At 68.6% G+C, this 26,039-nt stretch carries 27 protein-coding genes, 1 tRNA gene and 1 pseudogene; 15 read left to right on the plus strand and 14 right to left on the minus strand.

All coding sequences use genetic code 11. The annotated features are described in order from the left end of the window. Positions 1-22 precede the first annotated feature (22 nt). From BKA15_RS15155 to BKA15_RS15165, 3 genes are all read right to left on the minus strand, one after another. Positions 23-107 (minus strand) — tRNA-Ser (locus BKA15_RS15155). Positions 108-156: 49 nt separating this feature from the next. Further along, the gene (locus tag BKA15_RS15160) at positions 157-600 is read right to left on the minus strand and encodes a nucleoside deaminase (RefSeq protein ID WP_179758478.1); all 444 of its coding nucleotides are present in this window, start codon (positions 598-600) and stop codon (positions 157-159) included. Between the two features lie 60 nt (positions 601-660). Further along, positions 661-1,350 carry a tRNA adenosine deaminase-associated protein gene (locus BKA15_RS15165; RefSeq protein ID WP_179752089.1) on the minus strand — a complete coding sequence of 230 codons (690 nt, stop codon included), beginning with the start codon at positions 1,348-1,350 and terminating at the stop codon, positions 661-663. A 137-nt stretch (positions 1,351-1,487) separates the two neighbouring features. On the opposite strand from BKA15_RS15165, the gene upp reads away from it, so the two are divergent. Further along, positions 1,488-2,129, plus strand: coding sequence for a uracil phosphoribosyltransferase (gene upp / locus BKA15_RS15170; protein WP_179752090.1), 642 nt, complete (start codon positions 1,488-1,490; stop codon positions 2,127-2,129). A 40-nt stretch (positions 2,130-2,169) separates the two neighbouring features. Here upp and BKA15_RS15175 read toward each other — a convergent pair whose 3' ends face one another. The 7 genes and pseudogenes from BKA15_RS15175 to BKA15_RS15200 form a co-directional block, all read right to left on the minus strand. Then, positions 2,170-2,472, minus strand: a complete 303-nt coding sequence (locus tag BKA15_RS15175) for an addiction module antidote protein (RefSeq protein WP_179752092.1) — start codon at positions 2,470-2,472, stop codon at positions 2,170-2,172. Next, on the minus strand, positions 2,456-2,581 hold the full coding sequence (locus BKA15_RS35560) for a hypothetical protein (protein WP_281385287.1): 126 nt from the start codon (positions 2,579-2,581) through the stop codon (positions 2,456-2,458). Before BKA15_RS35560 ends, BKA15_RS15175 begins: the two co-directional genes overlap by 17 nt. Positions 2,582-2,625: 44 nt before the next feature. Next, a pseudogene (locus tag BKA15_RS15180) lies at positions 2,626-2,757 on the minus strand (1,4-dihydroxy-2-naphthoyl-CoA synthase); the annotation flags it as partial. 368 nt (positions 2,758-3,125) lie between these two features. Then, a complete protein-coding gene (locus BKA15_RS15185) occupies positions 3,126-4,805 on the minus strand; it encodes an RNA-binding domain-containing protein (RefSeq protein ID WP_179752094.1) in 1,680 nt (559 codons plus the stop codon). Positions 4,806-4,884: 79 nt separating this feature from the next. Next, on the minus strand, positions 4,885-5,787 hold the full coding sequence (locus BKA15_RS15190; protein WP_179752096.1) for a 1,4-dihydroxy-2-naphthoyl-CoA synthase: 903 nt from the start codon (positions 5,785-5,787) through the stop codon (positions 4,885-4,887). Then, entirely contained in the window at positions 5,784-6,314 is a 531-nt protein-coding gene (locus BKA15_RS15195; RefSeq protein ID WP_179752098.1) for a DedA family protein, read from the minus strand. The genes BKA15_RS15190 and BKA15_RS15195 overlap by 4 nt, the downstream gene beginning before the upstream one ends. Before the next feature lie 80 nt (positions 6,315-6,394). After that, complete coding sequence (locus BKA15_RS15200; RefSeq protein ID WP_179752100.1) at positions 6,395-8,923, minus strand: DEAD/DEAH box helicase; 2,529 nt, start codon at positions 8,921-8,923, stop codon at positions 6,395-6,397. A 312-nt stretch (positions 8,924-9,235) separates the two neighbouring features. Here BKA15_RS15200 and BKA15_RS15205 point away from each other — a divergent pair, with 312 nt between their 5' ends. The 7 genes from BKA15_RS15205 to BKA15_RS15235 are packed head-to-tail and all read left to right on the plus strand — an operon-like array spanning position 9,236 to position 15,587. Further along, positions 9,236-10,384, plus strand: coding sequence for an ABC transporter permease (locus BKA15_RS15205; RefSeq protein ID WP_179752102.1), 1,149 nt, complete (start codon positions 9,236-9,238; stop codon positions 10,382-10,384). A gap of 3 nt (positions 10,385-10,387) precedes the next feature. After that, positions 10,388-11,332: an ABC transporter permease gene (locus BKA15_RS15210; protein ID WP_246322351.1), complete on the plus strand. Its 945-nt coding sequence runs from the start codon at positions 10,388-10,390 to the stop codon at positions 11,330-11,332. Positions 11,333-11,348: 16 nt separating this feature from the next. Continuing rightward, the gene (locus tag BKA15_RS15215) at positions 11,349-12,215 is read left to right on the plus strand and encodes an ABC transporter ATP-binding protein (RefSeq protein ID WP_179752104.1); all 867 of its coding nucleotides are present in this window, start codon (positions 11,349-11,351) and stop codon (positions 12,213-12,215) included. Then, the gene (locus BKA15_RS15220; RefSeq protein ID WP_179752106.1) at positions 12,208-13,074 is read left to right on the plus strand and encodes an ABC transporter ATP-binding protein; all 867 of its coding nucleotides are present in this window, start codon (positions 12,208-12,210) and stop codon (positions 13,072-13,074) included. The genes BKA15_RS15215 and BKA15_RS15220 overlap by 8 nt, the downstream gene beginning before the upstream one ends. Continuing rightward, on the plus strand, positions 13,074-13,319 hold the full coding sequence (locus BKA15_RS15225; RefSeq protein WP_179752108.1) for a hypothetical protein: 246 nt from the start codon (positions 13,074-13,076) through the stop codon (positions 13,317-13,319). Before BKA15_RS15220 ends, BKA15_RS15225 begins: the two co-directional genes overlap by 1 nt. Beyond that, on the plus strand, positions 13,312-15,147 hold the full coding sequence (locus BKA15_RS15230; protein ID WP_179752110.1) for an ABC transporter substrate-binding protein: 1,836 nt from the start codon (positions 13,312-13,314) through the stop codon (positions 15,145-15,147). The genes BKA15_RS15225 and BKA15_RS15230 overlap by 8 nt, the downstream gene beginning before the upstream one ends. Then, a complete protein-coding gene (locus BKA15_RS15235; RefSeq protein ID WP_312879048.1) occupies positions 15,144-15,587 on the plus strand; it encodes an NUDIX domain-containing protein in 444 nt (147 codons plus the stop codon). The genes BKA15_RS15230 and BKA15_RS15235 overlap by 4 nt, the downstream gene beginning before the upstream one ends. Before the next feature lie 31 nt (positions 15,588-15,618). On the opposite strand, the gene BKA15_RS15240 is transcribed toward BKA15_RS15235, so the two are convergent. Beyond that, positions 15,619-16,422: a TIGR03620 family F420-dependent LLM class oxidoreductase gene (locus BKA15_RS15240; protein ID WP_179752112.1), complete on the minus strand. Its 804-nt coding sequence runs from the start codon at positions 16,420-16,422 to the stop codon at positions 15,619-15,621. Positions 16,423-16,670: 248 nt separating this feature from the next. On the opposite strand from BKA15_RS15240, the gene BKA15_RS15245 reads away from it, so the two are divergent. Continuing rightward, positions 16,671-16,949 (plus strand): GlsB/YeaQ/YmgE family stress response membrane protein, encoded by a 279-nt coding sequence (locus BKA15_RS15245; protein WP_179752113.1) that lies wholly within the window; start codon positions 16,671-16,673, stop codon positions 16,947-16,949. Between the two features lie 38 nt (positions 16,950-16,987). On the opposite strand, the gene BKA15_RS15250 is transcribed toward BKA15_RS15245, so the two are convergent. Both BKA15_RS15250 and BKA15_RS15255 read right to left on the minus strand, forming a co-directional pair. After that, complete coding sequence (locus BKA15_RS15250) at positions 16,988-18,169, minus strand: MFS transporter (RefSeq protein WP_179752115.1); 1,182 nt, start codon at positions 18,167-18,169, stop codon at positions 16,988-16,990. 83 nt (positions 18,170-18,252) lie between these two features. Further along, complete coding sequence (locus tag BKA15_RS15255) at positions 18,253-20,268, minus strand: acetoacetate--CoA ligase (protein ID WP_179752116.1); 2,016 nt, start codon at positions 20,266-20,268, stop codon at positions 18,253-18,255. A gap of 77 nt (positions 20,269-20,345) precedes the next feature. On the opposite strand from BKA15_RS15255, the gene BKA15_RS15260 reads away from it, so the two are divergent. The 5 genes from BKA15_RS15260 (at position 20,346) to BKA15_RS15280 (ending at position 23,555) form a co-directional block, all read left to right on the plus strand. Continuing rightward, entirely contained in the window at positions 20,346-20,885 is a 540-nt protein-coding gene (locus tag BKA15_RS15260; protein ID WP_179752118.1) for a hypothetical protein, read from the plus strand. After that, positions 20,882-21,883: a methyltransferase domain-containing protein gene (locus BKA15_RS15265; RefSeq protein WP_179752120.1), complete on the plus strand. Its 1,002-nt coding sequence runs from the start codon at positions 20,882-20,884 to the stop codon at positions 21,881-21,883. The genes BKA15_RS15260 and BKA15_RS15265 overlap by 4 nt, the downstream gene beginning before the upstream one ends. 9 nt (positions 21,884-21,892) lie before the next feature. Continuing rightward, on the plus strand, positions 21,893-22,729 hold the full coding sequence (locus BKA15_RS15270) for an aldo/keto reductase (protein ID WP_179752122.1): 837 nt from the start codon (positions 21,893-21,895) through the stop codon (positions 22,727-22,729). 206 nt (positions 22,730-22,935) lie between these two features. After that, positions 22,936-23,169: a hypothetical protein gene (locus BKA15_RS15275; RefSeq protein WP_179752123.1), complete on the plus strand. Its 234-nt coding sequence runs from the start codon at positions 22,936-22,938 to the stop codon at positions 23,167-23,169. Further along, positions 23,166-23,555, plus strand: coding sequence for a TA system VapC family ribonuclease toxin (locus BKA15_RS15280; protein ID WP_179752125.1), 390 nt, complete (start codon positions 23,166-23,168; stop codon positions 23,553-23,555). Before BKA15_RS15275 ends, BKA15_RS15280 begins: the two co-directional genes overlap by 4 nt. A 6-nt stretch (positions 23,556-23,561) precedes the next feature. Here the strand turns inward: BKA15_RS15280 and BKA15_RS15285 are convergent, their stop codons facing one another. Next, positions 23,562-24,449 carry an RNA polymerase sigma-70 factor gene (locus BKA15_RS15285; RefSeq protein WP_179752127.1) on the minus strand — a complete coding sequence of 296 codons (888 nt, stop codon included), beginning with the start codon at positions 24,447-24,449 and terminating at the stop codon, positions 23,562-23,564. Between the two features lie 155 nt (positions 24,450-24,604). Between BKA15_RS15285 and BKA15_RS15290 the strand changes: the two genes are divergently transcribed. Beyond that, positions 24,605-25,951, plus strand: coding sequence for an FAD-binding oxidoreductase (locus tag BKA15_RS15290; protein ID WP_179752129.1), 1,347 nt, complete (start codon positions 24,605-24,607; stop codon positions 25,949-25,951). Positions 25,952-26,039: the final 88 nt, after the last annotated feature.

Below are 26,039 nucleotides of genomic sequence, written 5' to 3' on the forward strand. Positions count from 1 at the left end.
GGTGGACGCGGGCTTCCCAGAGCGGTGGCGGCGGGATTTGAACCCGCGGAGGCTTTCACCTCACGCGCTTTCGAGGCGCGCTCTTTAGGCCGCTCAGACACGCCACCGCCGAAGAGCGTACCCAATCCGGATGGGTCGGCGCGAATCGAAACGCCTCTACCGGCGGTCGCCGAAGAAGTCCTTGAGGACGGCGCCGCACTCGTCGGCCAGGATGCCGCCCATCACCTCGACCCGGTGGTTCAGTCGCCGGTCCCGTACGACGTCCCAGAGCGAGGCGACCGCGCCGGCCTTCGGGTCGTACGCGCCGAAGACCAGCTGCCCGATCCGGGCCAGCACCAGGGCTCCCGCGCACATGGTGCACGGCTCCAGGGTGACCACGAGCGTGCAGCCGTCCAGCCGCCAGGCGTCCGGGCGGTGGCCGAGCGCCGCGGCGGCCCGGCGCAGCGCCAGGATCTCGGCGTGTGCGGTCGGGTCGCCGGTCTGCTCGCGTTCGTTGCCGGCCGCCGCGATCAGTTCGCCGGCGGGGTCGAGCAGCACCGCACCCACGGGTACGTCACCGTGCCCGGCCGCCGCGGCGGCCTGGTCGAGGGCGACCCGCATCGCCGGGTCCCAGCGGCTGGGCACCGTGATCAGGCGTTCGTGATCATGAAGATCAGTTGATCAACGGAAGGTGGACTGGACGACCCGGCGGAACTCCGAGCCGATCTTGAGCTTGTCGACGATCTGATACACCAGGTCCTCGCTGGTCTCGTCAAGATCGCTGCTGATCGCCTCCAGCTCGAACGAGCCGATCCCGAGGTCGGTCAGCAGATCAAGATCACCGAGCGGTTCGTCGTTGTCCGGCACCGGGATGCCGTGGAAGTCGGCGACGTCGCGCGCGATGGGCCACTCGTCGCCCGCACCGCCGTCGGACAACAGCACCTGGACCAGCTTGCCGCGGACCCTGGTGATCACGAACACGGACTGGGTCAGCGAGACGAACCCGAGCGTTCCTCCGTCGCCGGGGTACCGCCGCAGTTCGTCGATCAATTCCTCCAGGTCGTTGGCCAGGTCCTTGCGCAGCCCTTGCGCGACCGCCTGGCCGTCCTCCCGGTACGCGGCGACGACGAAGTCGATCTCGTCGTCGGTCGCGTCCTCAAGATCATCATCGTCGTAGTCGTCATCGTCGTCGTCGTCGAAGTCGTCGTCATCATCGTCGTCGCTGTCGTCGACATCGTCGAGGTCAAGATCATCGGAATCAGACAAGTCCTCATCCGTACTCCGAGCATCGGTCCCCGTACCGGTCCGGCCCCGCGCACGCGAGGACCCCAGATCGAACGACTCGTACTCGTCGTCGTCAAAGTCACTCATCAGCCTTCCCTTCATTCGCCACCCAATGGTGGCAGAACAAGGCAACAGGCACATCCTCGCGGGGTCAACTGATACCCGCTCTTGACCTCATCGGCGCCCCTACGGACGGAACCGCGATCTGTGGCACGCTCTACGCCATGGAACTTCGGGTTGTCGACCATCCCCTGGTGGCGCACAAGTTGACCGCACTGCGCGACGAGCGTACGGACTCGCCGACCTTCCGGCACCTGACCGAGGAACTGGTCACCCTGCTGGCGTACGAGGCGACCCGGGAGGTCCGGGTGACGCCGCACACGGTGCGGACCCCGATCGCTGACTGTGTCGGCGTGAAACTCGCCCAGCCACGGCCGATGGTGGTGCCGATCCTGCGCGCCGGCCTGGGAATGCTGGAGGGGATGACCCGGCTCATCCCGACCGCCGAGGTGGGTTTCGTCGGCATGGTCCGGGACGAGGCGACCCTGGAGGCCTCGACGTACGCGGAGCGGCTGCCGGAGGACCTGTCCGGCCGCCAGTGCTACGTCCTCGATCCGATGCTGGCCACCGGCGGCACCCTGGCAGCGGCGGTGAAATACCTCGTCGATCGCGGCGCCGATCACATCACCTGCATCTGCCTGCTGGCCGCGCCGGAGGGGATCGCCCGGGTCGAGGGGCTGCTCAACGATCTTCAGGTGCCCTGCCATCTGGTCACCGCCGCCGTCGACGAACGGCTCAACGAGGTCGGCTACATCGTGCCGGGGCTCGGCGACGCCGGCGACCGGCTGTACGGCGTCGTCGATTGAGCCGGATCGAACCGGTCCGACCGAGCGCCGATTCGTTGCGTCAAGCAACCGAGGAGAACTGAACCCTCAGTCCGAGTGCCTTGGCGACCTTGACGATCGTGGAGAAGCTCGGGTTACCGTCGGCCGACAGCGCCTTGTAGAGGCCCTCCCTGCTCATGCCGACTCGGCGAGCGAGCTCGCTGATGTTTCCCGAGCGGGCCACCGTTCCGAGCGCTTGGGCGATGAGTGCCGGATCGTCGTCCGCCTCCTCCAGCGCAACCTCGAGGTAGGCCGAAGCCCGCTCGATGTCGACGAGGTAGTCGGCGGAGTCGAACCGGCCGAACGTCTCACTCTTCTTGATCATTCTTCTTCGACTCCTTCCACTCCTGGGCGATCTCTCGCGCACGCTCGATGTCATCCTCCTGGCCCGACTTCGTACCGCCACACAGCAGCAGGATCACCACCTCGACCACATGTCAACTGTGGTTCACAGTTTAGCGCGTTGCAACAGCTGGCCTCAGTAGTAGTACGGGAAGGCGGACCAGTCCGGCGGGCGCTTCTCCAGGAAGGCGTTGCGGCCTTCGACGGCCTCGTCGGTCATGTACGCGAGCCGGGTGGTCTCGCCGGCGAAGACCTGCTGGCCGACCAGCATCCTGCCCTGCTTTCGCTGGGTTGCAGACGACGTCGCAGATGTTCGAGCCCTGCCGCTCGGTGCCCAGACGGGATTTTCTGTGCCCGTAGAGGCCCCAAGAGCGCTCTGGCACATGATCAAGAGCGCGGTAGAGCTCGCCCACCGCGTGCGGCCGAAAAGCGCGCGCACTCGGAGTGGACCTGGTCTCGGCTTCATGATCATGATGGATTGTGGACCTATCCACCACCAGACGCGGCACGGGTTCCATCTTGGTGGATCGACGGTGTTCGGCGATCGCAGAGTGACCGGCGCCCGCCGTGCTGTTGATCATGTGATGTCGTCCCCCGTCGACCCTGGCATCGGTCTAGGATCACCAGTCCGCAATGTCAGTTTCGACCCGGACGTACGTAATGGGCGCCGCGCCGCTCACCACGGAGCTCAAGCTCGCCGGCGTCGACAAGCCGCCGCAAGGTCGTCCTCGCCTGCAGTGGACTCAACCGGCAGAGTTCGGCTGCCTTACTGCGCGTGATGGAGCCCCATTGATCAACATAGGCGAGCACCATGTGGTCCTGTTGGATCGGCTCAGTGTCCTGCAACCTTACGTACGCCGAGGACGCCGCCTTCCGGTAGAAGGCCGCGGTCAGGTGGAACCGTCGACCGCGGCCACTGCCTCGCGGCTCGACCAGTCCCAGCTCGGTGAGTCTCGCGAGGTCTCCTCGGACCGTCACGTCCGCTACATCGAGGGACGAGGCCAACTGGGAGATGCTCCCGTCCCCCATCGCTTTGATCTCATGCAGGATCCGAAGGTGAAGGAGCGTGAGCCGCTTGCCCTCACTCTCCTCATACTCGATCACGAATCGAACCATTTCGAGATCGGCATCGCTCGTAGGGATGTCGACGATCACGGACTTCTCGCTCGTCGCGGAGTAGTCCGGACCATCGCGGCCAAGTCGCAACAACTGCCGGTACACCTCGGATACACCGCGGCCATAGCGGTCAACTAGGCCAGCACGCTTGAAGGCGTCGGCAAGGATGACACTGCGCGGCCTTGACTCGGTCAGCAAGCTCCGCAACGTGATCCCCGGCGGAAGTCCGCCGGGGCTGGACACCTGGAGTTGATCTTCGCTCAGTCTCACGGCGATGGGCCCGAGTTCGGAATAGTCGCGGTGGATCAGCGCATTGGCAACGACCTCGCGGACGATTCCGTCCGGCAGACGCGGCACGCCCACGCGGTGCAGCCCAAGAACGAACTCCTGCTCGGTGTTGCGAACCTCGATGAGCTCGCGAATCCTCTCGGCCACCCGGAATAGAGGGAGCCGGAGTTGCTGATTCGTGGTGATCTCACCCTCGGTCGACTCCTGGAACAGGACTTCTGCCGTTGGCACATGTGTGAACAACGCGGACTCCCGCCCGAACAGCAGAACGGCGCCGAGCGTGAGCTCTCCGGTGTCCGGCCGGACCACCCGAAGTGCACGCAGGACATCCTCGTTGTCGGCCTCGGCCAGTCCGCGGTCACCTCGGCCGTCACCGCACAGCCGGCGGAACGAGTCGAACTCGCGTGGATCGAGATCAGACATCCGAGCACCCCGTGCTGGCGTCTCCGCATAGTCGCGACCCTGGGCACTGAGGCCCGCTGAGATGATCTCGTGCGCACGATAGGGCACACACTCGGGGGACCCGTCGAACTTCGTGGCGCGGCGCAAGAAGACGCCCGCCTTGCTGCCCACTGGACTCGGAGCGGCCGCAATCTCGATCGCTGCAACTTCGAGACCCTCGTCGATCTGGACGAGTTCGACCTCCGTTGCAACCGCAGGCTCGGTGTTGTTGAGGATCAAGGCACGAAGGCGATCCGGGTCGGTCCGATCGCCGTGACGCGGGGGGAGGCCAGTGATGTCCCCGTTGTCCTCGACGCCCAGGAGAAGGTGCCCGCCTTTGCCGTTGGCCATGCACACGACTGCGTTCACGATGTCGCTGTCGTTGAGACCCCTGGCACGTTTGAACTCCGTCGTGAATGTCTCGCCCGCTTGCACGAGCCGTCGAAGATCCGCTGGAGTCACGAGGTCCATAGTTATGCATAGTTATGAACTATGCAAGTGCTGCCTGCAAACCGCACATAACTATGCAATAGTTATGGACTCAGCCGACTCAGTAGTAGTACGGGAAGGCGGACCAGTCCGGCGGGCGCTTCTCCAGGAAGGCGTTGCGGCCTTCGACGGCCTCGTCGGTCATGTACGCGAGCCGGGTGGTCTCGCCGGCGAAGACCTGCTGGCCGACCAGGCCGTCGTCGATCGCGTTGAAGGCGTACTTGAGCATCCGCTGCGCGGTCGGGCTCTTGCCGCAGATCTTCTTCCCCCACTCGATCCCGGCCGGTTCGAGTTGATCATGGGGAACGACGCGGTTGACCATGCCCATCCGGTGGGCGTCCTCGGCGTCGTAAACCTCGCCGAGGAAGAAGATCTCGCGGGCGAACTTCTGGCCGACCTGGCGGGCCAGGTACGCGGAGCCGAAGCCGGCGTCGAAGGAGCCGACGTCGGCGTCGGTCTGCTTGAACCGGGCGTGCTCGGCGCTGGCCAGGGTCAGGTCGCAGACCACGTGCAGGCTGTGCCCGCCGCCGGCCGCCCAGCCGTTGACCAGCGCGATCACCACCTTCGGCATGAACCTGATCAGCCGCTGCACCTCGAGAATGTGCAGCCGACCCAATGAACCTGGATCAACGCGTGCGGCCCGGTCGGTTTCCTCATCGCCGGGTTCGTACTCGTAGCCGGCCCGGCCGCGGATCCGTTGATCACCGCCGCTGCAGAAGGCCCAGCCGCCGTCCTTGGGCGACGGTCCGTTGCCGGTGAGCAGCACGCAGCCGACGTCGGAACTGGTCCGCGCATGATCAAGTGCGCGGTACAACTCGTCCACGGTGTGCGGGCGGAACGCGTTGCGCACCTCGGGCCGGTCGAACGCCACCCGCACGACGGGCGCATCGACGGCGCGGTGATAGGTGATGTCGGTGAAGGCGAAGCCGTCGATCGGCTGCCACAGGGCTGGGTCGAACGTCACGCCCCCACGTTATCCCCCGACGCCCGATCGGCACCCTCCGGCGAGGTTTGATCATGGTCGCGCCGCCGGGACCGGGTCGCCTGCCGGATGATGAAGCCGACCAAGATCAACACCAGCAGCACCAGCAGCGCCACGGCGGGTCCGGGCCAGCGTTCGTACAGCCGCTGCCACACCTCGAACGAGACGAAGCCGAACGTCGCGTACAGGAACGACCAGAGCACGCCGCCGATCAGCATCGCCGGCAGATAGCGGCGGTACGGCATCCGCAGTGCCCCGGCGGCGAGATTGATCAAGGTCTGCAACCCCACCGTGAGGAAGGACACGGTGATCACCGGAGCGCCCCAGCGGACCACCAGGTCCCGCGCGCGCCGATAGCCCGAGGTCTCCATCAGCCGGTGCAGCCGGGTCCGGTCGGCCCCGGCATTGGCCGCCCGGCCGATCCAATAGGTGGCGTTGGCGCGGAGCAGGATCACCAGGAACAGGACCGACAGGGCCACCGGGTAGGGCCAGTCGCGCCAAAAGTCCATCGGCGCTCAGCTCCCATCCCCGGTCGTCACCGAACCACTATAGGTGAGGGCTGCCTAACTTCCACGACCCTTCGACAGGCTCAGGGTTCGTTCGAGGCGAAGCCGGTCAGCTCGCCGACCCGGAGCACCCGCACCACGGGCTCGCCGGCCTCGTCGCTGGCGGCCAGGTCGACCTCGGCCTCGATCACCCAGTCCCGGTCGCCGGCCGGATCGTCCAGCGTCTGCCGGGCCAGGATGCGGTCCTCGGAACGGTCCAGCGCGAGCAGTTGCGGACCGCGGGCGTCCGGACCGGTGCCGATCTCGCCGTGTCTTTCGAAGTACGGCTTCAGGGCTTCCCACCAGTCGTCCGCGGTCCAACCGGCGTCGCCATCCAGCGCTCCGAGGTCCTCCCAGCGACGCCGCGCGGCCAACTCGACCCGGCGGAACATCGCGTTGCGGACCATGATCGCGAAGGCCCGCTGGTTCTGGGTGACCGGCGCCGGTCGTTCGTCGATCGGGTGTTCCTTCGGCTGCGCGCCGGGGTGCCGCAGCTCCTCCCACTCGTCGACCAGGCTGGAGTCGACCTGCCTGATCATCTCGCCGAGCCAGGTGATCAGGTCGGCCAGGTCCGGCGTCCGCATCGCTTCCGGCACCGTCTGCCGCAAGGCCTTGTACGCATCGGAGAGGTAACGCAGCACGATCCCCTCGGACCGGGCCAGCTGATACTGGCTGACGTACTCGGAGAACGTCATCGCCTGCTCGGCGAGCTCGCGGACGACCGACTTCGGGGAAAGCCGATGATCAAGAACCCAGGGGTGGGTCTGGGCATAGACGGTGTACGCATGCCCGAGCTGCTCGGCCAGCGGCCGGGGGTGGGTGACGTCCTCGAGCAGCTCCATCCGCTCCTCGTACTCGATCCCCTCGGCCTTCATCGCCTCCACCGCCGCGCCGCGGGCCCGATTCCGCTGCGCCGTCAGCACCGGCCGCGGATCCTCCAGGATCGCTTCGATCACCGAGACGATGTCCAGCGTGTAGTCGTCGGACTCGGGGTCGAGCAGGTCCAGCGCGGCCAGCGCGAACGGCGACAGCGGCTGGTTCAGCGCGAAGTCCTCCTGCAGGTCGATGGTCAGCCGGGCCCCGGTGCCGGACGGGTTCGGCTCGACGATGCCGGTGGCCAGCAGGCCGCGGTAGATCTCGATCGCCCGGTGCACGTGCCGGCGGCGCCGGGCGGGCGGCTCGTCGTTGTCGGTGAGCAGGTGCCGCATCCCGGCGAAGCAGTCGCCGCCGCGGGCGATCACGTTGATCACCATCGCGTGGCTCACCCCGAAGCTCGACTCCAGCGGCTCCGGCTCGGCCGCGACGAGCCGGTCGTAGGTCGGCTGGCCGTACCCGACGGTGCCCTCCGGCGGCCTCTTGCGAACCACTTTGCGCCGCTTCTTCGGGTCGTCGCCGGCCTTCGCCAGCGCCTTCTCGTTGGCGACCACGTGATCGGGGGCCTGGACCACGACGTTGCCGGCGGTGTCGTAGCCGGCGCGCCCGGCCCGGCCGGCGATCTGGTGGAACTCGCGGGCGGTGAGCAGCCGCGGCTTCACGCCGTCGTACTTGCTCAGCGAGGTCAGCAGTACGGTCCGGATCGGGACGTTGATCCCGACGCCGAGCGTGTCCGTACCGCAGATGATCTTGAGCAGACCGGCCTGGGCCAGCCGCTCGACCAGCCGCCGGTAGCGCGGCAGCATCCCGGAGTGGTGCACCCCGATGCCCATCCGGACCAACCGAGACAGGGTCTTGCCGAAGCCGGCCGAGAACCGGAAGTCGCCGATCAGTTCGGCGATCTTGTCCTTCTCCTCCCGGGTCGCCACCTTCAGGCTGGCCATCGCCTGGGCCTGCTCGATCGCGGCCGCCCGGCTGAAGTGCACCACGTAGATCGGCGCGTCCCGGGACTCCAGCCGCTCCTCGATCGTCTCGTGCAGCGTCGTCGTCACGTACGAGTAGTACAAGGGAATCGGGCGTTCCACGGAGCTGATCACCGCGGTCTGCCGGCCGGTCCGCCGGGACAGGTCGGCCTCGAACCGGGTCATGTCGCCGAGCGTCGCCGACATCAGCAGGAACTGAGCCGAGGGCAGTTCGATCAACGGCACCTGCCAGGCCCAGCCGCGATCGGGTTCGGCGTAGTAGTGGAACTCGTCCATGATCACGGTGTCGATGGCGCCGCGATCACCCTGCCCCCGATCCCCTTGGCGCAGCGCGATGTTGGCCAGCACCTCGGCGGTGCAGCAGATGATCGGCGCGCCGGCGTTGACGCTGGCGTCGCCGGTCAGCATGCCGACCCGCTCGGGTCCGAAGAACTCGGTCGCGGCGAAGAACTTCTCCGAGACCAGCGCCTTGATCGGCGCCGTGTAGTACGTGGTGCCGCCGGCTGCCAGGGTGGCGAACTGGGCCCCGGTGGCGACCAGGCTCTTGCCGGAGCCGGTCGGCGTCGCCATGATCACGTTCGAGCCGGAGGCGATCTCGATCAGGGCCTCGGTCTGCGCCGGGTACGGTTGCCAGCCGCGCTCGACGGACCAGTCGACGAACGCCTCGAAGACGGCGTCGGGGTCGGGGGTGGCCGGGATCCGGTTGGAGAGCAACATCGCGTGTGACCCTACTCGCCCGGATCTCCTGGGGAGGCCGGCACAGCGTACCGGCGGCTCGACCGCAGATCCACGGTGTGAGTGATTGTGTTCGGTTTGTAATCTACCTGAACAAGTTCGGGCGCAATTCGGGGTAAAGTCTTCCCGCAATCGGGGTATGGCCTGACAATCTGGTCGAGGGCCGTCGCACGGACGCGACGGGTCGCTCCGGTTCGGCGCCAACAGGCGGCGGAACAGATCGGCATGAGGGCAACGACGCACCTGGACCTACACACGCGTTGTCTTCGAACGAGGCCAGGAGGGTCAGGCTGAATGACGGACTCGAGCAGGATCTCTTCCGGCACCACGGCGACGTCCGCCGACCCGTTGCCGGAACTCGATGAGGCTGACGAGGCCTCGGCGGCCGCGGCCAGCTCCGCGGAGTGGCGCCGCCGACATCTGGTCGGCACCATCCGTTACGTCGCGTTCCGGGTGCTGCGGGCTCTGCTGACGATCTTCGTGGTCGCCACCGCGACGTTCTTCCTGGTCAGACTGCTGCCCGGCAGCCCGCTCGACGTCTACATCAACGAGCAGATCACCCAGTACGGCCGCAGCTACGAGGAGGCCGCCGCCGCGGCGGCGTCGCTGTTCTCGTTCGACCCCACGGCGTCGCCGGTCGAGCAGTACCTCGACTACCTGGGCGGCCTGGTCCAGGGGGATCTGGGCAGTTCGATCACGGCTCCCGGGACTCCGGTCGCCTCGATGATCGGCCAGTATCTGCCCTGGACCCTGTTCAGCGTCGGCATCGCCCTGGTGATCAGCTTCGTCTCCGGTGTCGCACTCGGCATGGTGATGGCGTACCGCCGGGGCAGCTGGTTCGATCATGTGGCCACCGCGTTCGGCTCGGTCACCCAGTCGATCCCGTCGTTCCTGCTGGCGATCATGTTGATCGTCATCTTCGGGGTCAAGCTCGGCTGGTTGCCTTTGGCCGACATGCGCGGCGCGTACACACCGGGGGTGGAGATCGGCTTCAACCTCACCTTCATCATGGACGCGCTGTTCCACGCGGCGCTGCCGATCTGGTGCTACATCCTCACCTCGGTCGGCGGCTGGATGCTGGTGATGAAGTCCTCCACCGTCCAGGTGCTCGGCGACGACTACGTCCAGGTGGCCAGGGCGCGCGGGCTGCGCACCTCCCGGATCCAGTACCAGTACGTCGGCCGCAACGCCATGCTGCCGATGTTCACCGCGTTCATGCTCTCGATCGGGTTCCTGGTCGGCGGCTCGATCCTGGTCGAGACGATCACCCGCTATCCGGGCATCGGCCAGTTGCTGTACGACTCGATCAGCAGTCGCGACTACACCACGATCCAGGGGGTCCTGCTGCTCACCACGATCTCGGTGGTGATCGCCAACCTGGCGGCCGACTTCCTCTACAGCACGATCGATCCCCGGGTCCGGGTCCGCGGACAGGAGGGCTGAGCCATGGGCATGATCATCGCGTCCGGTACCAGCCCGGTCGGTGACGAGCCGACCGGACCGGAACCCACCACTCCGGCCACCGGCGGCCGCCTGGACCGGCCCAACGCGCTGCAGGTGTTCTGGCGCGGCATCCGGCGGTCCCGGTCCGGCTTCGTCGGCTTCTGCGTCTTCGTGGCGATGCTCCTGATCTGCCTGGTCGGTCCGTTCTTCACGCCGGAGCAGAGCACCGACGTGGCCAACCGACTGGCCGGGCCGAGCTGGCAGCACTGGCTCGGCACCGACAACATGGGCAAGGACGTCCTGGTCGACGTGATCGACGGCGGCCGGGCGGTGATCCTGGTCGGCTTCCTGGCTGCGTTGATCTCGACCGCCATCGCCGTCTTCTTCGGCTCCCTCGCCGCGTACGTCGGCGGCCGGCTGGACGCCGTGATCGTCACCGCCACCGACATCGCGCTGACGATCCCGTCGATCATCCTGCTGGCGGTGATCGCGGCGTTCTACTCGATCGGCTCCGACTGGGGGCTGGCCGTCCTGATCGGCGTGCTCGGCTGGCCAGGCCTGCTCCGAACGGTGCGCGCCCAGGCGTTCTCGATCAAGGAACGCGAGTACGTCGAGGCGGCCCGGCTGCTCGACCTGGGCATCGGCCGGATCGTGCTGCGGGAGATCGTGCCGAACATGGCGAGCTACATCATGATGAACTTCGTGCTCGGCGCGATCAACGCGATCTACTCGCTGGTCGGCCTCTACCTGCTCGGCCTGGCGCCGCTGACCGGCACCAACTGGGGCATCACGATCCACTGGGCCACGAAGGCCGGCGCCCACTTCCGCGACGAGTCGGTCTGGTGGGCGATGGGACCGGTGGTCGCCATCTCCCTGCTGCAGCTGTCCCTGGTCACGATGTCCAGGTCGTTCGAAGAGATCCTCAACCCGCGGCTGCGGCACAACTGAGAACGGGGTGGACACGATGAACGCCGGCCCGGTCCTGAGCATCAAGGACCTCACTGTCGAATACCGCACCGAGGCGAGCCAACGATCGGACGCGCACGTGCTCCGCGCCGTCGACGGGGTGAGCTTCGAGCTCTATCCGCACGAGAGCATCGCCCTGATCGGCGAGAGCGGGTGCGGCAAGACCACCCTCGCGCTGAGCATCCTCCGGCTGCTGCCCAAGATCGCCAGGATCAGCGGCGGGCAGATCGAGTACCGCAACCGTTCGGGTCAACTGATCAATCTGCGGGACCTGTCCGAGTCGGCCATGCGCCGGTTCCGCTGGTCCGAGGCGGCGATCGTCTTCCAGGGTGCGATGAACTCGTTCAACCCGGTGCTGAAGATCAAGGACCAGATGGCCGACACCATCCGTGATCATCAGGACGGCATCGGCAAGCGGGAGATCACCGAGCGGGCCGAGCACGCGCTGCGTGAGGTCGACCTGGAGCCGGGGCGGGTGCTCCGCGCCTATCCGCACGAGCTGTCCGGCGGCATGCGGCAGCGGGTCCTGATCGCGATGGCGATCCTCCTCGAGCCGCAGATCCTGATCTTGGACGAGCCGACCACTGCCCTGGACATCCTCACCCAGCGTCGGATCGTCGATCTGATCTACAACCTGCACGAGCGGCTCGACTTCGCGATGATCTTCGTGTCGCACGACCTGGCGGTTGCGGCCGAGCTGGCCACTCGGGTGGCCACCATGTACGACGGCGAGATGGTCGAGGTCGGCGACGTCCGGGACATCTTCTACCGCCCGCAGCATCCGTACACGCAGAAGTTGATCGGCTCGGTGCCGACGTTGACCGGCGCCGCCCGGCGCCCCGACCAGGAGCAGCGCGATGTCTGAACCCAGCCAGTCCCCCGGTACCGGTCCGCTGCTGGAACTCGACTCGATCCGGCAGGTGTTCCACTCGACCCGGGAGAGCGTGGTCGCGGTCAAGGACGTCAGCCTCAACGTGGGTCCCGGCGAGGTGGTCTGCCTGGTCGGGCAGAGCGGCTCCGGCAAGAGCACGCTGGCCAAGATCGCCGCCGGACTCCGGCGGCCGACCGGTGGCCAGGTCCGCTACGACGGCAAGGACGTCTACGACCGGCGGAACCGGCGGGCCTGGAAGACGTTCCGGCGCGGCGTGCAGTACGTCCACCAGGACCCCTACGCCTCGCTGAACCCGATCCAGGACGTCTACACGATCCTGTCCGCGCCACTGCTGGAGCACAAGCTGGTCAAGGGCGCGGACGAGGCCGAGCAGCGAGTCCGGGAACTCCTGCTGGAGGTGGACCTGAAACCGGCCGACCGGTTCATCTCGCTGTTCCCGCACCAGATGTCCGGCGGCCAGCGGCAGCGGGTCGCGGTGGCCCGGTCGCTGACCCTGAACCCGAAGGTGATCCTGGCCGACGAGGCCACCTCGATGCTGGACGTCTCGATCCGGATCGGCCTGCTGGAGATGCTGACCCGGCTGCGGGTCGACCGGCAGGTCGGCATGCTGTTCATCACCCACGACCTGGCGATGGCCAAGTTCTTCGGCGCCGAGGGCACCATGGCCGTGATGCGGCACGGCGCCGTCGTCGAGTCCGGGCCGACCCTCGACGTGATCGAGCGGCCGCAGCACCCGTACACGCAGGCCTTGCTGGAGGCGGTTCCGGAGCCGGACCCGGACCTGGCCCAGCAGAAGCGCGCCGCCCGCCGGCTGCAGGAGGCGACGGCCTGATGAAACTTCCGCTGGAGGTCGGACGGGCCGGACTCGGCATGATCATGTTCGTCTTCGTCCTGGCCGCGATGATCTTGTATTTCGGCCGCCCGGCGCCCGGCAGCGCCCCGTTCGTGATCACCGTGATCATGCTGGCCGCGGCGGCACTCCTGTGCACGCTCCTGATGATCATCCTCCGGCGGTCGCAACGATCCGATGATCGCAGCAGTTCAGTACACCCAGAGAAGAGGAAGCACCATGACTGATGGGCCCCGACCGGGATCGCTCCCGGCCTTCACCCGACGCTCGTTCACGGCCCTGGTCCTGGGCGCTGCGAGCGTGCCCGCACTCGGCGCCTGCATGCGCGCCGACCCGAACGCCGACGGAGACGGGGGTGACGTCGGGTCCAGCAACCCCGACGGCGCGTTCCACGCCGCGTACCCCTATGTGATGCCGCCGACCGGACACTTCAACTTCACCCCGGGCCTGACCCAGGCCGTCGCGCTCGGCATCTACCGCGAGTTCACCCTGCCCGCCGGTGCGATGTGGGACTGGGCGGCGCAGGAGTGGCTGTATCTGCTCGCCGAGAGCCACCAGTTCGACGAGCAGAAGTTCACCTACAAGTTGAAGTCCGGGCTGACCTGGAGCGACGACTCCCCGATCACGATCAAGGACGTCGAGATGACGTTCTGGCTGCGCTGGCTGATGAACCAGCAGGAGTGGCCGATGATCAGCGGGCTCGAGGCGACCGGCGACGACACCGTCGAGTTCACCCTCACCGCCCCGTCGACGGTGCTCGACCGGCGGATCCTCAAGGCCGCGATCCTGCCGGCGTCGGTCTACGGCCGGTTCGGCGAGGAGGCCAAGGCGCTCTTCGCGGCGAAGAAGGCGACCGACTCCACCGAGGCGAACGCGCTCCGCGAGGAGGTGTCGGCCTGGCGCCCGAAGGACAACGCCACCGAGGTCCTGTCCTCGGGCCCGTTCCACTGGGACATCGACTCCATGACCGATGCCCGGCTGACCCTGACCAAGCGGGACAGCGGCCTGCTCGCCGACCAGGTGGAGTTCAAGACGATCCACATCTACAACGGCGAGACCAACGACATCACGCCGTTGGTGCTGGACGGCACGATCGACTACGCGACCCACGGGTTCCCGGTCTCGACGCAGAAGAACTGGGAGTCCGACGGCAAGCACCGCACCCTGAAGCCGGCGGTCTACGCCGGCATGTCGATCTTGTTCGGCAACAACCGCCATCCGGAGTTCAAGGACGCCCGCTTCCGGCAGGCGATCGCGCACGCGGTCGACCGGGCCGAGGCTGGCCTGATCTCGCTGGACGCCTCCGCCAAAGTGTCGGAGACGATGTCCGGGATGCCGAGCCTGCTCGACGAGCGCTGGCTGGACGACGAGACCAAGGCCAAGCTCAACCCGTACCCCTTCGACCAGGACAAGGCCGCGGCCCTGCTCGAGGAGGCCGGCTGGAAGCGCAGCAACAACGCGTGGGCGAAGCCCGACGGCAAGCCCGCTGAGTACCAGTTCACCTTCCCGAGCGACTACGCGGACTACCCGCCGAGCGCGCAGTACTACGCGGAGAAGCTGACCGCCTTCGGCATCAAGGTGGCCCTGGACGGCATCGAGAGCCCGAACATGACCGACCGGATCTACCAGAGCCGGTTCGACCTGGCCACCGCGTCGTGGGGCGGCCAGGAGGTCCATCCGCACTACGCGTACAGCACGGCGTTCATCAACGACAACGAGCCGATCGCCCGCAACCAGGGCGGCCGCGGGATGGACTTCGATCTGAAGCGGAACGTCCCGGGCGTCGGCCAGGTCGACATCCAGGACCTCGTCATCCGATCGGGCCAGGGCCTGAACGAGGACGAGCAGCGGGCGCTGATCCAGCAGCTGGCGATTATCTTCAACCACGAGTTGCCGCGGCTCCCGGCCTGGGAGCGGTTCGGCAACAACCCCGCCCAGGAAGGGCCGCGGGTGAAGGAGTTCCCGGCCGACGACGACCCGATCTGGCAGAGCGCCGCCTACATCGACAACCCGGTGGTCATGTCGCTGTACCGGGGGACGATCGTTCCTTCGTGACCCCAGCCGCGCCGGAGACCACCGGCCCGGAACCGCCCGGGCTGGTGGTCGCGGCCGCGATCCTCGATGATCCGGTACGACCTCGCCGGCTGCTCGCCGCGCGACGCAGCCGGCCGGCCGAACTGGCCGGCCGGTGGGAGTTCCCGGGCGGCAAGGTGGAGCCGGGCGAGGCGCCGATCGACGCGCTGGTGCGCGAGATCGTCGAGGAGCTCGGCGTCATGATCGAACTCGGCACCGAGCTCTCCGACGGCACTCCCTGGATGATCACGCCGGCCTGGCGGCTCCGGGTCTGGACCGCGACACGGGCCGACGGGCGGGAGCCGGCGCCCGCCGATTCCCATGATCAGCTTCGCTGGCTCGGCCGGGCCGAGCTGGCGACCGTCGACTGGCTGCCGCCGGACCGACCGGCGGTCCGGCTGCTCGGTGCGCTGTTGCGCTGAGCCGTGGTGTCGGGGCGAGCGGGGCCGAGGGTCAGGCCAGGCCGAGCACGTCGCTCAGTTCGGCGGCGAACTCGGCGGCACCGGCGCCGGTCGGGCTGATCACCACCTGGTCGGCACCGGCGTCCCAGTGCCGCCGCACCTCGGCGGCCACCGTCTCCGCGTCACCCCAGGGCACCACCGTGTCGACCAGACGATCGTCCACCCGGTCCAGCTCCGCCTCGGCGAACCCGAGCCGGGTCAGATGGGACCGGTAGCCCGGCACCTGGGTCAGGAAGCCGAGCGTCTCCCGGACCGCCGCCCGGGCCCGGGTCGGATCGGTGTCGCCGACGACGAGCAGGTCCACGATCTGCTGCGCCTCGCCGAGAGCCTGCCGGCTCTGCGCGGTGAACTCGGGCGTGACCAGCAGCGTGATCGCGCCGGCGAAGCGCTCGCGGGCGAGAGCCAGCTTGCGCGGGCCGAGCGCGGCCAGATAGCGACGCTCCCGCGGGACGGGCGTCGCCGCCCGGTCGAGCCGGTCGAGATAGTCGTGCAACGCCTGCAGGGAACGGGGTTGCTGGGCGCCGCCGAGCCCGACTAGGAACCGGCCCGGAGCCACGGCCTCCAGGTCCGCGTACGCCGCGGCCACCTGGTCGGCCGGGAACACCCCGGTCGGGATGATGCCGGTCGCGACCGTCATGGCCCGGGTGCCCAGGATCAGGTCGCCGACCAGCGACAGCGACTTCAGTTGACCGCCCGCGATCCAGGCGGCTCGATAGCCCTGCTCTTCGTACCGCTGTGCCTGGGACGTGAAGTCGTCCGCCACTTCAACCGCGATGCCTGCCTTGCCAAGTTCCATGCCCTGGACGGTAGGACCTCAACCTCGGTTGAGGTCAACTCCCGATCGCACCGCGGGACCCGGGCCGACCCGTCGTGCTACCCAGGATCGAGGGCCGTCAAACAGATTGTGGTGATCAACCGCGACTCAGGATCACGGTTTGATGTCGGTCGGTCACGACGCGAAGAATTCGTGCGGCTGATCATCGCCAGAACCGGCGAACGAGCGCTACGTTGGTTTGGTCCAACTAACGATTGAGGGAGACAGAGATGGGCTTTCTTGGATTCTTGCTGTTGGGCCTGATTGCGGGAGCCATTGCCAAGTTGATCCTGCCCGGGAAGCAGGCCGGTGGGTGGATCGCCACCCTCATTCTCGGAGTCGTCGGAGCGCTGCTCGGCGGCTGGCTCGGCGGGCTGATCTTCAACGTCAACCTCGGCGGATTCTTCGAATTGCGCAGCTGGTTGCTCGCCATCGTCGGCTCGCTGATCGTCTTGATCATCTGGGGATTCATCTCCAACCGGTTCGGCAGCAAGAAGGCCGCCGACTGACGCTCGGCCGGGCAGGAGTTGATCAGCCGATCAGCCGATCAGCTGATCAACTCCTCCTGCCGTGCCGGAACTAGGGACACCGCGATCGCCGGGCAAACCGCCGTCAGGGCGAACGCCAACGGATAGCCCAGAACGGTGATCGCGGCGCCGAGTACGGGCGGTACCAGCGAGGCGGTCAGGAACTGGGCCGTGTTCTGCGCACCGAGAGCCCGGCCGGACCAGAACGGGCCGGCCCGCTCCGCGATCGCCGTGAAGGCGAGGCCGTTGTCGGCCACGGTGATCACCGTGGCGAGGACCAGCATCACGACCGCCACGGGCGAATCGAGTTGATCGGCGGCGGCGAGCATGATCATCGTCACGGCCGCCGCGATCGCCACCCAACGCAGCGGACGCATCCGGCTGCGGACCCGGTCCGACAGCTGTCCGGCCGCGATCCGGCCCAGGGCTCCGAGCACCTGGGTGATCGCGATCAACGTACCGGCGGCGCCCGGCGACCAGCCGCGCTCGCCGATCAGCCAGACCAGGCCGAACGTCCAGACCATGAACTGCGGCACCACCAGGAGCACCGACACCGCGTGCACTCGCCAGAGAAACCCGCCGCTCCGGTACGGATTCGCCAGCTGACCCGCCGCGGCCGGGTCGGACCGCTCCGGCCGGGCCGGATCGAGCACGACCAGGAAGGACAGCACGGCGGCCGCCACCGCCAGCGCGGCGGACAGCCAGAGGGCGGCGCCGAGGCCGTACCCGAGGGCCAAGGTGGGTACGGTGATCGCCGCCAGGCCGACCCCGAGCGGCTGGGCCATCTGCCGGATCCCCATCGCCAGGCCGCGCCGGTGCGCCGGGAACCAGCCGACGACGACCCGCCCACTGGCCGCGTTCGTGCTGGCGGCGGCCATCCCGCCCAGCAGCAGGAACGCCGAGATCATGATCATCGAGTCCGACAGCGCCGCCCCGGCTCCCGCGGCCGCGGTCAGCGCGGTGCCGACGACCAGCACTCGACGCTCACCGATCCGATCCACAACGGCGCCCCAGGCGATCAGGGCGAGCATGGTCCCGATCGTCGGCATCGCGACGACGACGCCCGCCTCGATCAGCGTCAACCCGTGCCGGCCGCGCAGTTCGGGGATCATGAAGGCGATGCCATGGACGAAGAACGCGCTGGTCGCCTGGGCCAGCATGCTCACCGCCAACAGGGCCCAGCGGCGGAATTCGCTGATCATGGTCGTCTCACATTTCAATACAGAATGTCTCGAATCATGATCAGTGTAGAGCAACGCGCTTCGACAGGCTCAGGGAACGTTGCTCAGCTCCCCTTCTGGTCGCGGAGCGGGGCCAGCCGCGGCTCGCGCCGCGCGAAGTCGGCGAACCAGTCCAGCATCTCGGGCGCCGTGATCGAACCCTTGCCGCCGCTCACCGACGCCAGGTCGGCGCCGCGCAGGATCCGCTTCACCGGCACCTCGAGCTTCTTGCCGGTCAGGGTGCGCGGCACTGCGGGCACCGCGATGATCGCGTCCGGCACGTGCCGCGGCGACAACCGGGTCCGCAGCTCCGTCTTGATCCGGTCGCGCAGCGCGTCGTCCAGCTCGGTGCCGGGCTCGGTGACGACGAACAGCGGCAGGAAGTAGCCGCCGTCCGGCAGTTCGACGCCGATCACCAGGCTGTCCGCGATGCCCGGCACGCCGTCGACGACGCCGTAGAGATCGGCCGAGCCCATCCGGATCCCCTGCCGGTTCAGGGTGGCATCGGAGCGGCCGGAGATCGCGGCCGAACCGTCGGCGAAGATCGTGAGCCAGTCACCGTGCCGCCAGACGCCGGGATAGAGGTCGAAGTAGGCCTCGCGGTAGCGTTCGCCGGTCGGGTCGCCGAGCAGCCGGATCGGCATCGACGGCAGCGGAGCGGTGATCACCATCTCGCCCTCGGTCCCGATCAGGTCGTTGCCGTCGGGATCCCAGCTGTGCAGGTCGACGCCGAGGTACGGCGCCGCCATCCGGCCCGCATACACCGGGAGCAGTTGGGACGCGCCGACCAGCACGCCGCAGAGATCCGTACCGCCACTGACCGAGGCGAACCAACACCGGTCCGACACGGCCTCGGAAACCCACACCCAGGCCTCGGCCGGCAACGGCGAGCCGGTCTGCAGGATCGACCGCAGCCGGCTCAGGTCATGATCATCCCGCGGCCGGGCGCCGGCTCGGAACCCGGCGTCCAGGTAGCCGGCGCCGATGCCGAGCACGGTGGTCCCGGTCCGGGCGGCGATCCGCCAGACCGCGTCGCCGCCGCCGGCCGTCGGGCTGCCTTCGTACAAGATCACGGTGGCGCCGAACATCAGGCCGCCGACCAGGTAGTTCCACATCATCCAGCTCGCCGAGGTGATCACGCAGTAGCGATCGTCGGGCCGGATGTCGGAGCCGAGCCCGATCGAGGCCAGGAAGCCGAACACGATGCCGCCGTGGGACTGCACGATGCCCTTCGGCCGGCCGGTGGTGCCGGACGACCAGAGCACCCAGAGGGGATGATCGAACTCCAGGGCGGCGAAGATCAGTTCGGCCTCGGGTGCCACGGCCTCGGTCCAGGCGATCCGTTGCGGGCCGAGGCCGGACCAGTCGGCGCCGCCGACCAGGTCGACCGTGATCACCAGACGGACGCCGGGCAGCGCGGTGATCAACTCCCGGGCCTGCGGCGTCCGGTCGAACAGCTTGCCGTTGTAGCGGTAGCCGTCCGCGACCAAGATCACCGACGGTTCCGCCTGCTCGAACCGGCTCACCACCGCGGCCACGCCGAAGTCCGGCGAGCAGGAGGTCCAGGTGGCGCCGAGGCTCGCCGCGGCCAACAGCGCGATCACGGTCTCGGCGACGTTCGGGAGATAGGCCGCGACGCAGTCGCCCGGGCCGATCCCGGCCGAGCGCAGCGTCTCGGCCAGGCCGGCCACCCGGCGCCGCAACTCGGCCCGGGTGAGTTCGACCGGCTCGTCCCGCTCGTCGATCACGATCAACGCGACCGGCGACTCGTCCGGGACCGGCCGGAGCAATTCCTCGGCGAAGTTGAGCCGGGCGCCGGGACACCAGCGGGCACCGGGCATCGTCGGATCGGCCAGGATCCGCTCGGCGCCAAGATCGACTCCGGGCCGGAAGAAGCGCCAGACGGCCGCCCAGAACTCCTCCGGCTGCGCGACACTCCAGCGGTGCAGCGAGGCGTAGTCCGGATGGTGCAGGCCGAGGTCGGCAGCCACAAAGTCCCGGAACCGGGCCACCTGCGACCGCTGGGTGGCGTCCTCGTCGGGTGTCCACAGTTCCACTCCGGCAGTCCGATCGGCGACCATCGCCCCGCTCCCTTCCGCGCTGTCGGGAAGGCTATGCGATTCTGGACGGCGAATCGAGGATCGCCGAGGAGGAACGGATGCTGCACCTGCGGGTGATCTCGCCCGACGCGCTCACCGACCCGACCCTGGACCTGTTGCGGGACGACGAGGCGGTGACCCACCTGTTCGTGCTCCGGGGCGCCGCGCAACGCCCGGCCGGCGACGTGATCAGCTGCGACATCGCGCGGGAGGGTGCCCAGGACATCCTGGACCGGCTCCGCGGGCTGGGGCTGGAGAAGGAGGGCGGCATCAGCGTCGAGCAGGTCGACCTGACCCTCTCCACCGCTGCCGACTCGGCCGTCGACAGGACGCCGGGTGAGCCGAGTGACGCGATCGTCTGGTCCGACATCGAGCAGCGCTCCGGCGACGAGGCGAAGCTGAGCTGGACGTACCTGGTCCTCATGACGGTGGCCATGATCATCGCCAGCATCGGGGCCTACTGGGTGCCGTGGGAGGCCGGCGGCTCGGTCGTGCAGTTGTTGATCAACCTCGCGGCAATCATCGTCGCCGGGGTGCTCACCTTGATCATCCAGCGGTACGCCCAGCGACAGCTGGCCCGGCGACGGAGCCGCTCATGATCACCGACCGGCTGGAGTTCCGGACCATCGGCGGCGCCGAGGACCTGCTGGCCGAGGAGCTCGGCGACGCCGGCCTGACCGAACTCGCCCTCGGTGAGCGCCGGGTCACCGGGACCGCCGCCGGGCCGCCCGAGACGCTGACCCGGCTCCGGCTCAGCTCCACCGCGGCGCTGCCCCTCGGCGATGCTGCCGATCCTGACCTGGCGCCGCTGCGGGAGTCCGCCGAGCACGGGATGATCGCCGCGCTCGCGCCCGAGCACGGTGCGATCACCTTCCGGGTGGGTCACGACTCCGCCGAGGTCCGGACCGCGCTGACCGACAAGATCACGGCGGAGTTCGGCTGGGTCAACGCGCCGGGCGACTGGCTGGTCAACCTCACCCGGTACGGGGAGCGCTGGCTGGCCGAGCTCGGTCCGTTGCACTGGTCCCGGCGCTTCGGCCGGCTGGAGCGGCTGCCCTGGTCCAGCACGCCGGTGCTCGGCGCGACCCTGGTCCGGCTGGCCAAGATCGGCCCGCGCGACCTGGTCGCCGATCCGTTCTGCGGCACCGGGACGCTGCTCGTCCTGGCCGGGTTGGCCGAGCCGGAGGCGCGCCTGTTCGGCTCCGATCGCGACCCGGAGGCGATCCGGCTGGCCAAGCTCAACGCCGACCGGTTCGGCATCCGGGCTCGCTGGCGTACCGGATCGGCCGAGTCGATCGAGCTCCGCGACGGGGCCGCCGCCCGGGTGGTGGCCAACCTGCCGTTCGGCAAGCAGGTCGGCAGCCACCGCGACAACGAGCAGCTCTACCCCGCCGCGCTGCGCGAGATCGGCCGGATCCTGGATCCGCGGGGCCGGGCGGTGCTGCTCACCGACGACAAACGATTGTTCGCCGAGTCGGTGCAGCGGACCGGCGGGATCAAGATCATCCGGGAGCGGGTGCTGAGCTTCGGCGGGGTCAGCCCGACCGCGTACGTGATCACGCCGACCACGAAGAACCGGCGCGCCCGCGGCCGATAGGCTGGACGCATGACTTCCGTGCCAGTGATCACGTTGAACAATGGCGTCACCATCCCCCAGTTGGGCTTCGGGGTCTACCAGGTGCCGCCGGAGCAGACCCGGGAGTCGACCCTGGCGGCGCTGGAGGTCGGCTACCGGCACATCGACACGGCCCAGATGTACCGCAACGAACGCGGTGTCGGCGAGGCGGTCCGGGAGTCGGGGCTGGCCCGCGAGGACGTGTTCGTCACCAGCAAGCTGAACAATCCGTACCAGACCAGGGACGACGCTCTGGCCGCGTTCGAGCGGACGCTCGCCGAGCTCGACCTCGGCTATCTCGACCTGTTCCTGATCCACTGGCCGCTGCCGACCGTCCGCGACTACGTCGAGACCTGGAAGGTGATGGAGGAGATCCTGGCCGGCGGCCGGGTTCGCGCGATCGGGGTGTCCAACTTCGAGCCGGCCCACCTGGACCGGCTGGCGGCCGAGACCGAGACCGTACCGGCGATCAACCAGATCGAGGCACACCCGTACCTGACCAACGACGTCGTCCGGGCCTACAACCAGGCGCACGGGATCGCCACCGAGGCCTGGGCGCCGATCGCGAAGGGCAAGGTCGCCGACGACCCGGTGATCAAGGGCATCGCGGCGCGAGTCGGCCGCACGCCGGCGCAGGTGACCCTGCGCTGGCACCTGCAGCGCGGCGACATCGTCTTCCCGAAGTCGATCACTCGCAGCCGGGTCGAGGAGAACTTCGCCCTGTTCGACTTCGAACTGTCGGACGAGGACGTGGCCGCGATCACCGCCCTCAACACCGACGCCCGGATCGGCCCGCACCCCGACGCCATGGACCGGGTCAACACCTGACGTCGACCCGCTCCCCCAACACTGCGGGTTTGTCGACAACCGCACGCAGTTCGCCGGACTCGGCGTCGGAATGTCGACAACCGCACCCCCAGCTGGCTGGTGCTATGGCGAGGGGAAGATCGTCGACGCCCGGATCGGACCGCACTCCCGGCGACGAACCGCGTCACCACCTAGTTGCATCAAGATGATGCAGGTATGATGCAGGCATGCGAACCACGGTCGATCTGCCGCCAGCCGTCCATCGGCGCGCGAGCGAACTGGCGCGCGAACGTCATCAGTCGTTGTCAACGGTCGTCGCCGAGCTCACGACGCGTGGCCTCGCCACGCTGGGGCAACCGGTCCAGGTGACGACCGATCCGGTCAGCGGATTTCCGGCCCTGACCCTCGGCGACCGGGTCATCACCTCAGATGATGTCGCCGAAGTGTTGGACGACGCGTGACCTACCTTCTGGACGCGGACGTCCTGATCGCTCTGGTCGTCGCCAACCACGAGCATCACGACAGAGCTGCCCGCTGGGCGCGTGACGCAGAGAGTATCGCCTTGTGTCCGATCGTCGAAGGTGCGCTGGTCCGTTTCCTCGTCCGAACCGGCGAGACTCCGGCCACCGCCAAGGCCGTACTCGAGGCCATGCACGATTCAGCTCGCTGCGAGTTCTGGGAGGACTCCTTTTCCTACTCGGCGGCCGACCTGGACCACGTCACAGGGCACCGCCAGGTCACCGACACCTACCTCGCCGCGCTCGCCCAGAGCAGACATGGACGGTTGGCGACGTTCGACCGCGGTCTGGCCAAGGCGCACCCCGCTCAGACGACGCTGATCCCGTGAAGTCGATCACCGCGTGATCATGGTCGGCTCTGTGAGGCGGGAGAGCTTGGCCGGGTTGCGGACCAGGTAGATGCCGGTGATCATGCCGCCGTCCAGCCGCAGCGTCACGGCGGTGTTGATCTTGCCGTCGATGTGCATGATCAACGCCGGCCAGCCGTTGATCATGGCCTGCTCGATGGACTCGAGGTCGGGGATCGGCAGCCGCAGCGAGAGCAGGCCCAGGATCCGGTCGGCGCCGACCAGCGGCTCCAGCGTGGCCTGGACGACACCGCCGCCATCGCCGAGCAGTACGGCATCGGGCGCCAGCCGGTCCACCAGGCCCTGCAGATCACCGGTCTCGACCGCCCGCTGGAACGCCGCCAACGCGGCGCCGGCCTCCTCCCGGGACACCTCGCCGCGGGGCCGGCGGGCGGCCACGTGTTCCCGGGCCCGGTGCGCGATCTGGCGGACGGCGGCCGGGCTCTTGTCGACGGCCGCGGCAAGCTCGTCGTACCCAAGGCCGAAGACCTCCCGCAGTACGAACACCGCGCGCTCGGTCGGCGACAGCGTCTCCAGCACCAGCAGCATCGCCAGCGACACGCTCTCGGCGAGTTCGACGTCGTCGGCCACGTCGGGCGTGGTCAGCAGCGGCTCCGGCAGCCAGGGCCCGACGTAGGACTCCCGGCGCCGACCGAGCGAGCGCAGCCGGTCGAGCGCCTGCCGGGTGACGATCCGGACCAGATAGGCCCGCCGATCACGTACTTCATCAAGATCAACAGCCGCCCAGCGCAGCCAGGACTCCTGCAGCACGTCCTCCGCGTCCGCGGCCGAGCCGAGCAACTCGTAGGCGACCGTGAAGAGCAGGTTGCGGTGCTCGACGAACGTCTCGGTGGCGGCGTCCGGGTCGCTGGGCATGGTGCTCCTCTGGCTCGGCGGTCACCCATAAGACTCCTCCGGCCGCGCGCGTGTGACACGTCCACTTCCGTGACCTAGGTCACAGCGGTGGGCGGTCACAGGTGGCCGGCGGGCGGCGTCTTGTGAGCGTTCCGTTGACGTGGAAGGACACCATCATGAGCACCACCCTCGAACTCTTCGGCCGTGACTTCGGCGGAGTCATCATCGACGCGACCAGTGATCAGTACGCGGCGGCGAGCCGGACGCCCCTCGCCCTCGGCAGCCCGGCCACCATCCTCCGCCCGGAGACCGTCACCGACGTCCGGGCCGCCGTACGGTTCGCCGCAGCCAGCGGGCTGCCGTTGTCGGTCCGCGGCGGCGGTCACGGCTTCCCGGGCTTCGGCACCAACGACGGCGGCATCGTGATCGACCTCGGCTCGCTCGCCGGTGTCGAGGTGATCGACCAAGACCGGCACCTGGTCCGGATCGGCGGCGGCGCCACCTGGGGTCAGGTCGCCGACGCCCTGGCCCCGCACGGTCTGGCGATCTCGTCCGGCGACACCCGCACCGTCGGCGTCGGCGGGCTGACCCTGGGCGGCGGGATCGGCTGGAAGGTGAGGAAGTACGGCCTCGCACTCGATCAGCTGGTCGCCGCCGAGGTGATCACCGCGAACGGCGACCTGGTCCGGGCCAGCGCGGATGATCATGATGATCTGTTCTGGGCGCTCCGGGGCGGCGGCGGCAACTTCGGCATCGTGACCGCCTTCGAGTTCGCGGCCCACCCGACCACCGACGTCCACTTCGGCAAGATCACCTTCGCGCAGGAGCACGCGGCCGCCGTGCTGCAGGGCTGGGCCGACGTGCTCCGCGACGCCCCCGAGGAGCTGACCGCCATCGCCGACCTGGCCAATCCGCTCGCCGGCGGCCCGGCCGCTCCGGTGCAGGTCCAGGTCGCCGTGGACACGGACGATCCGGAGTTGGCCGCCCGGATCCTCGACCAGATCCGCCGGCTCGCCCCGGTGATCGACGACGACGTGGCGCCGCGGCCGTACGGCGACGTCCTGGTGCCGGGCCAGGTGCTGCCACCCGGCCTGAAGTTGATCACCCGGAACGCCTTCGTCGACCGGGACTCCGTGCCGCAGGCGCTGTCGCTGCTGGCCGAGGTCGGCACGTCGGGCCGGTCGCCGTTCATCGCGATCCGCAGCCTCGGCGGGGCCGTGTCCCGGGTCGCCGACGACGCCACCGCGTACCCGCACCGGCAGGCCGAACTGATGATCATCACCGTGGTCGCCGGCCCGCCGCCGGTGCTCGAGGCCGCCGGACCGGGCGTCGCGGCCCTGTGGGAGCGGCTGGCCCCGCACGTGAGTGGTGCCTACGCCAACTTCCTCACCGGGACGTCCGAAGATGATCTTGCCGCGGTCTACCCGGCCGGGACCCTCGACCGGCTGGCGGCGATCAAGCGGCGCTACGACCCGGCCAACCTGTTCGCGCGCAACCACAACATCAGCCCAGAATCCGCGTAGCGACCCGCATCCCGCCGCAGCCGCGACCGTTGCACCCATCCGCGACCGTTGCAACGGTCGCGGACGCGAGGAACGGTCGCGGCAGTAG

The organism is Microlunatus parietis (genome assembly GCF_013407955.1).
Lineage (GTDB): Bacteria > Actinomycetota > Actinomycetes > Propionibacteriales > Propionibacteriaceae > Microlunatus > Microlunatus parietis.

Excerpts from the sequence above, each read along its gene's own strand:
- BKA15_RS15215 (WP_179752104.1), top strand. The coding sequence starts at position 11,349 with ATGAACGCCGGCCCGGTCCTGAGCATCAAGGACCTCACTGTCGAATAC.
- BKA15_RS15175 (WP_179752092.1), bottom strand. The coding sequence starts at position 2,472 with ATGATCAAGAAGAGTGAGACGTTCGGCCGGTTCGACTCCGCCGACTAC.
- BKA15_RS15185 (WP_179752094.1), bottom strand. The coding sequence starts at position 4,805 with ATGGACCTCGTGACTCCAGCGGATCTTCGACGGCTCGTGCAAGCGGGC.
- BKA15_RS15265 (WP_179752120.1), top strand. The coding sequence starts at position 20,882 with ATGATCACCGACCGGCTGGAGTTCCGGACCATCGGCGGCGCCGAGGAC.
- BKA15_RS15240 (WP_179752112.1), bottom strand. The coding sequence starts at position 16,422 with ATGGAACTTGGCAAGGCAGGCATCGCGGTTGAAGTGGCGGACGACTTC.
- BKA15_RS15205 (WP_179752102.1), top strand. The coding sequence starts at position 9,236 with ATGACGGACTCGAGCAGGATCTCTTCCGGCACCACGGCGACGTCCGCC.
- BKA15_RS15220 (WP_179752106.1), top strand. The coding sequence starts at position 12,208 with ATGTCTGAACCCAGCCAGTCCCCCGGTACCGGTCCGCTGCTGGAACTC.
- BKA15_RS15195 (WP_179752098.1), bottom strand. The coding sequence starts at position 6,314 with ATGGACTTTTGGCGCGACTGGCCCTACCCGGTGGCCCTGTCGGTCCTG.
- BKA15_RS15270 (WP_179752122.1), top strand. The coding sequence starts at position 21,893 with ATGACTTCCGTGCCAGTGATCACGTTGAACAATGGCGTCACCATCCCC.
- BKA15_RS15275 (WP_179752123.1), top strand. The coding sequence starts at position 22,936 with ATGCGAACCACGGTCGATCTGCCGCCAGCCGTCCATCGGCGCGCGAGC.
- BKA15_RS15260 (WP_179752118.1), top strand. The coding sequence starts at position 20,346 with ATGCTGCACCTGCGGGTGATCTCGCCCGACGCGCTCACCGACCCGACC.
- BKA15_RS15160 (WP_179758478.1), bottom strand. The coding sequence starts at position 600 with ATGCGGGTCGCCCTCGACCAGGCCGCCGCGGCGGCCGGGCACGGTGAC.
- BKA15_RS15200 (WP_179752100.1), bottom strand. The coding sequence starts at position 8,923 with ATGTTGCTCTCCAACCGGATCCCGGCCACCCCCGACCCCGACGCCGTC.
- BKA15_RS15290 (WP_179752129.1), top strand. The coding sequence starts at position 24,605 with ATGAGCACCACCCTCGAACTCTTCGGCCGTGACTTCGGCGGAGTCATC.
- BKA15_RS15165 (WP_179752089.1), bottom strand. The coding sequence starts at position 1,350 with ATGAGTGACTTTGACGACGACGAGTACGAGTCGTTCGATCTGGGGTCC.
- BKA15_RS15230 (WP_179752110.1), top strand. The coding sequence starts at position 13,312 with ATGACTGATGGGCCCCGACCGGGATCGCTCCCGGCCTTCACCCGACGC.
- BKA15_RS15250 (WP_179752115.1), bottom strand. The coding sequence starts at position 18,169 with ATGATCAGCGAATTCCGCCGCTGGGCCCTGTTGGCGGTGAGCATGCTG.
- upp (WP_179752090.1), top strand. The coding sequence starts at position 1,488 with ATGGAACTTCGGGTTGTCGACCATCCCCTGGTGGCGCACAAGTTGACC.
- BKA15_RS15225 (WP_179752108.1), top strand. The coding sequence starts at position 13,074 with ATGAAACTTCCGCTGGAGGTCGGACGGGCCGGACTCGGCATGATCATG.
- BKA15_RS15245 (WP_179752113.1), top strand. The coding sequence starts at position 16,671 with ATGGGCTTTCTTGGATTCTTGCTGTTGGGCCTGATTGCGGGAGCCATT.
- BKA15_RS15210 (WP_246322351.1), top strand. The coding sequence starts at position 10,388 with ATGGGCATGATCATCGCGTCCGGTACCAGCCCGGTCGGTGACGAGCCG.
- BKA15_RS15285 (WP_179752127.1), bottom strand. The coding sequence starts at position 24,449 with ATGCCCAGCGACCCGGACGCCGCCACCGAGACGTTCGTCGAGCACCGC.
- BKA15_RS15255 (WP_179752116.1), bottom strand. The coding sequence starts at position 20,268 with ATGGTCGCCGATCGGACTGCCGGAGTGGAACTGTGGACACCCGACGAG.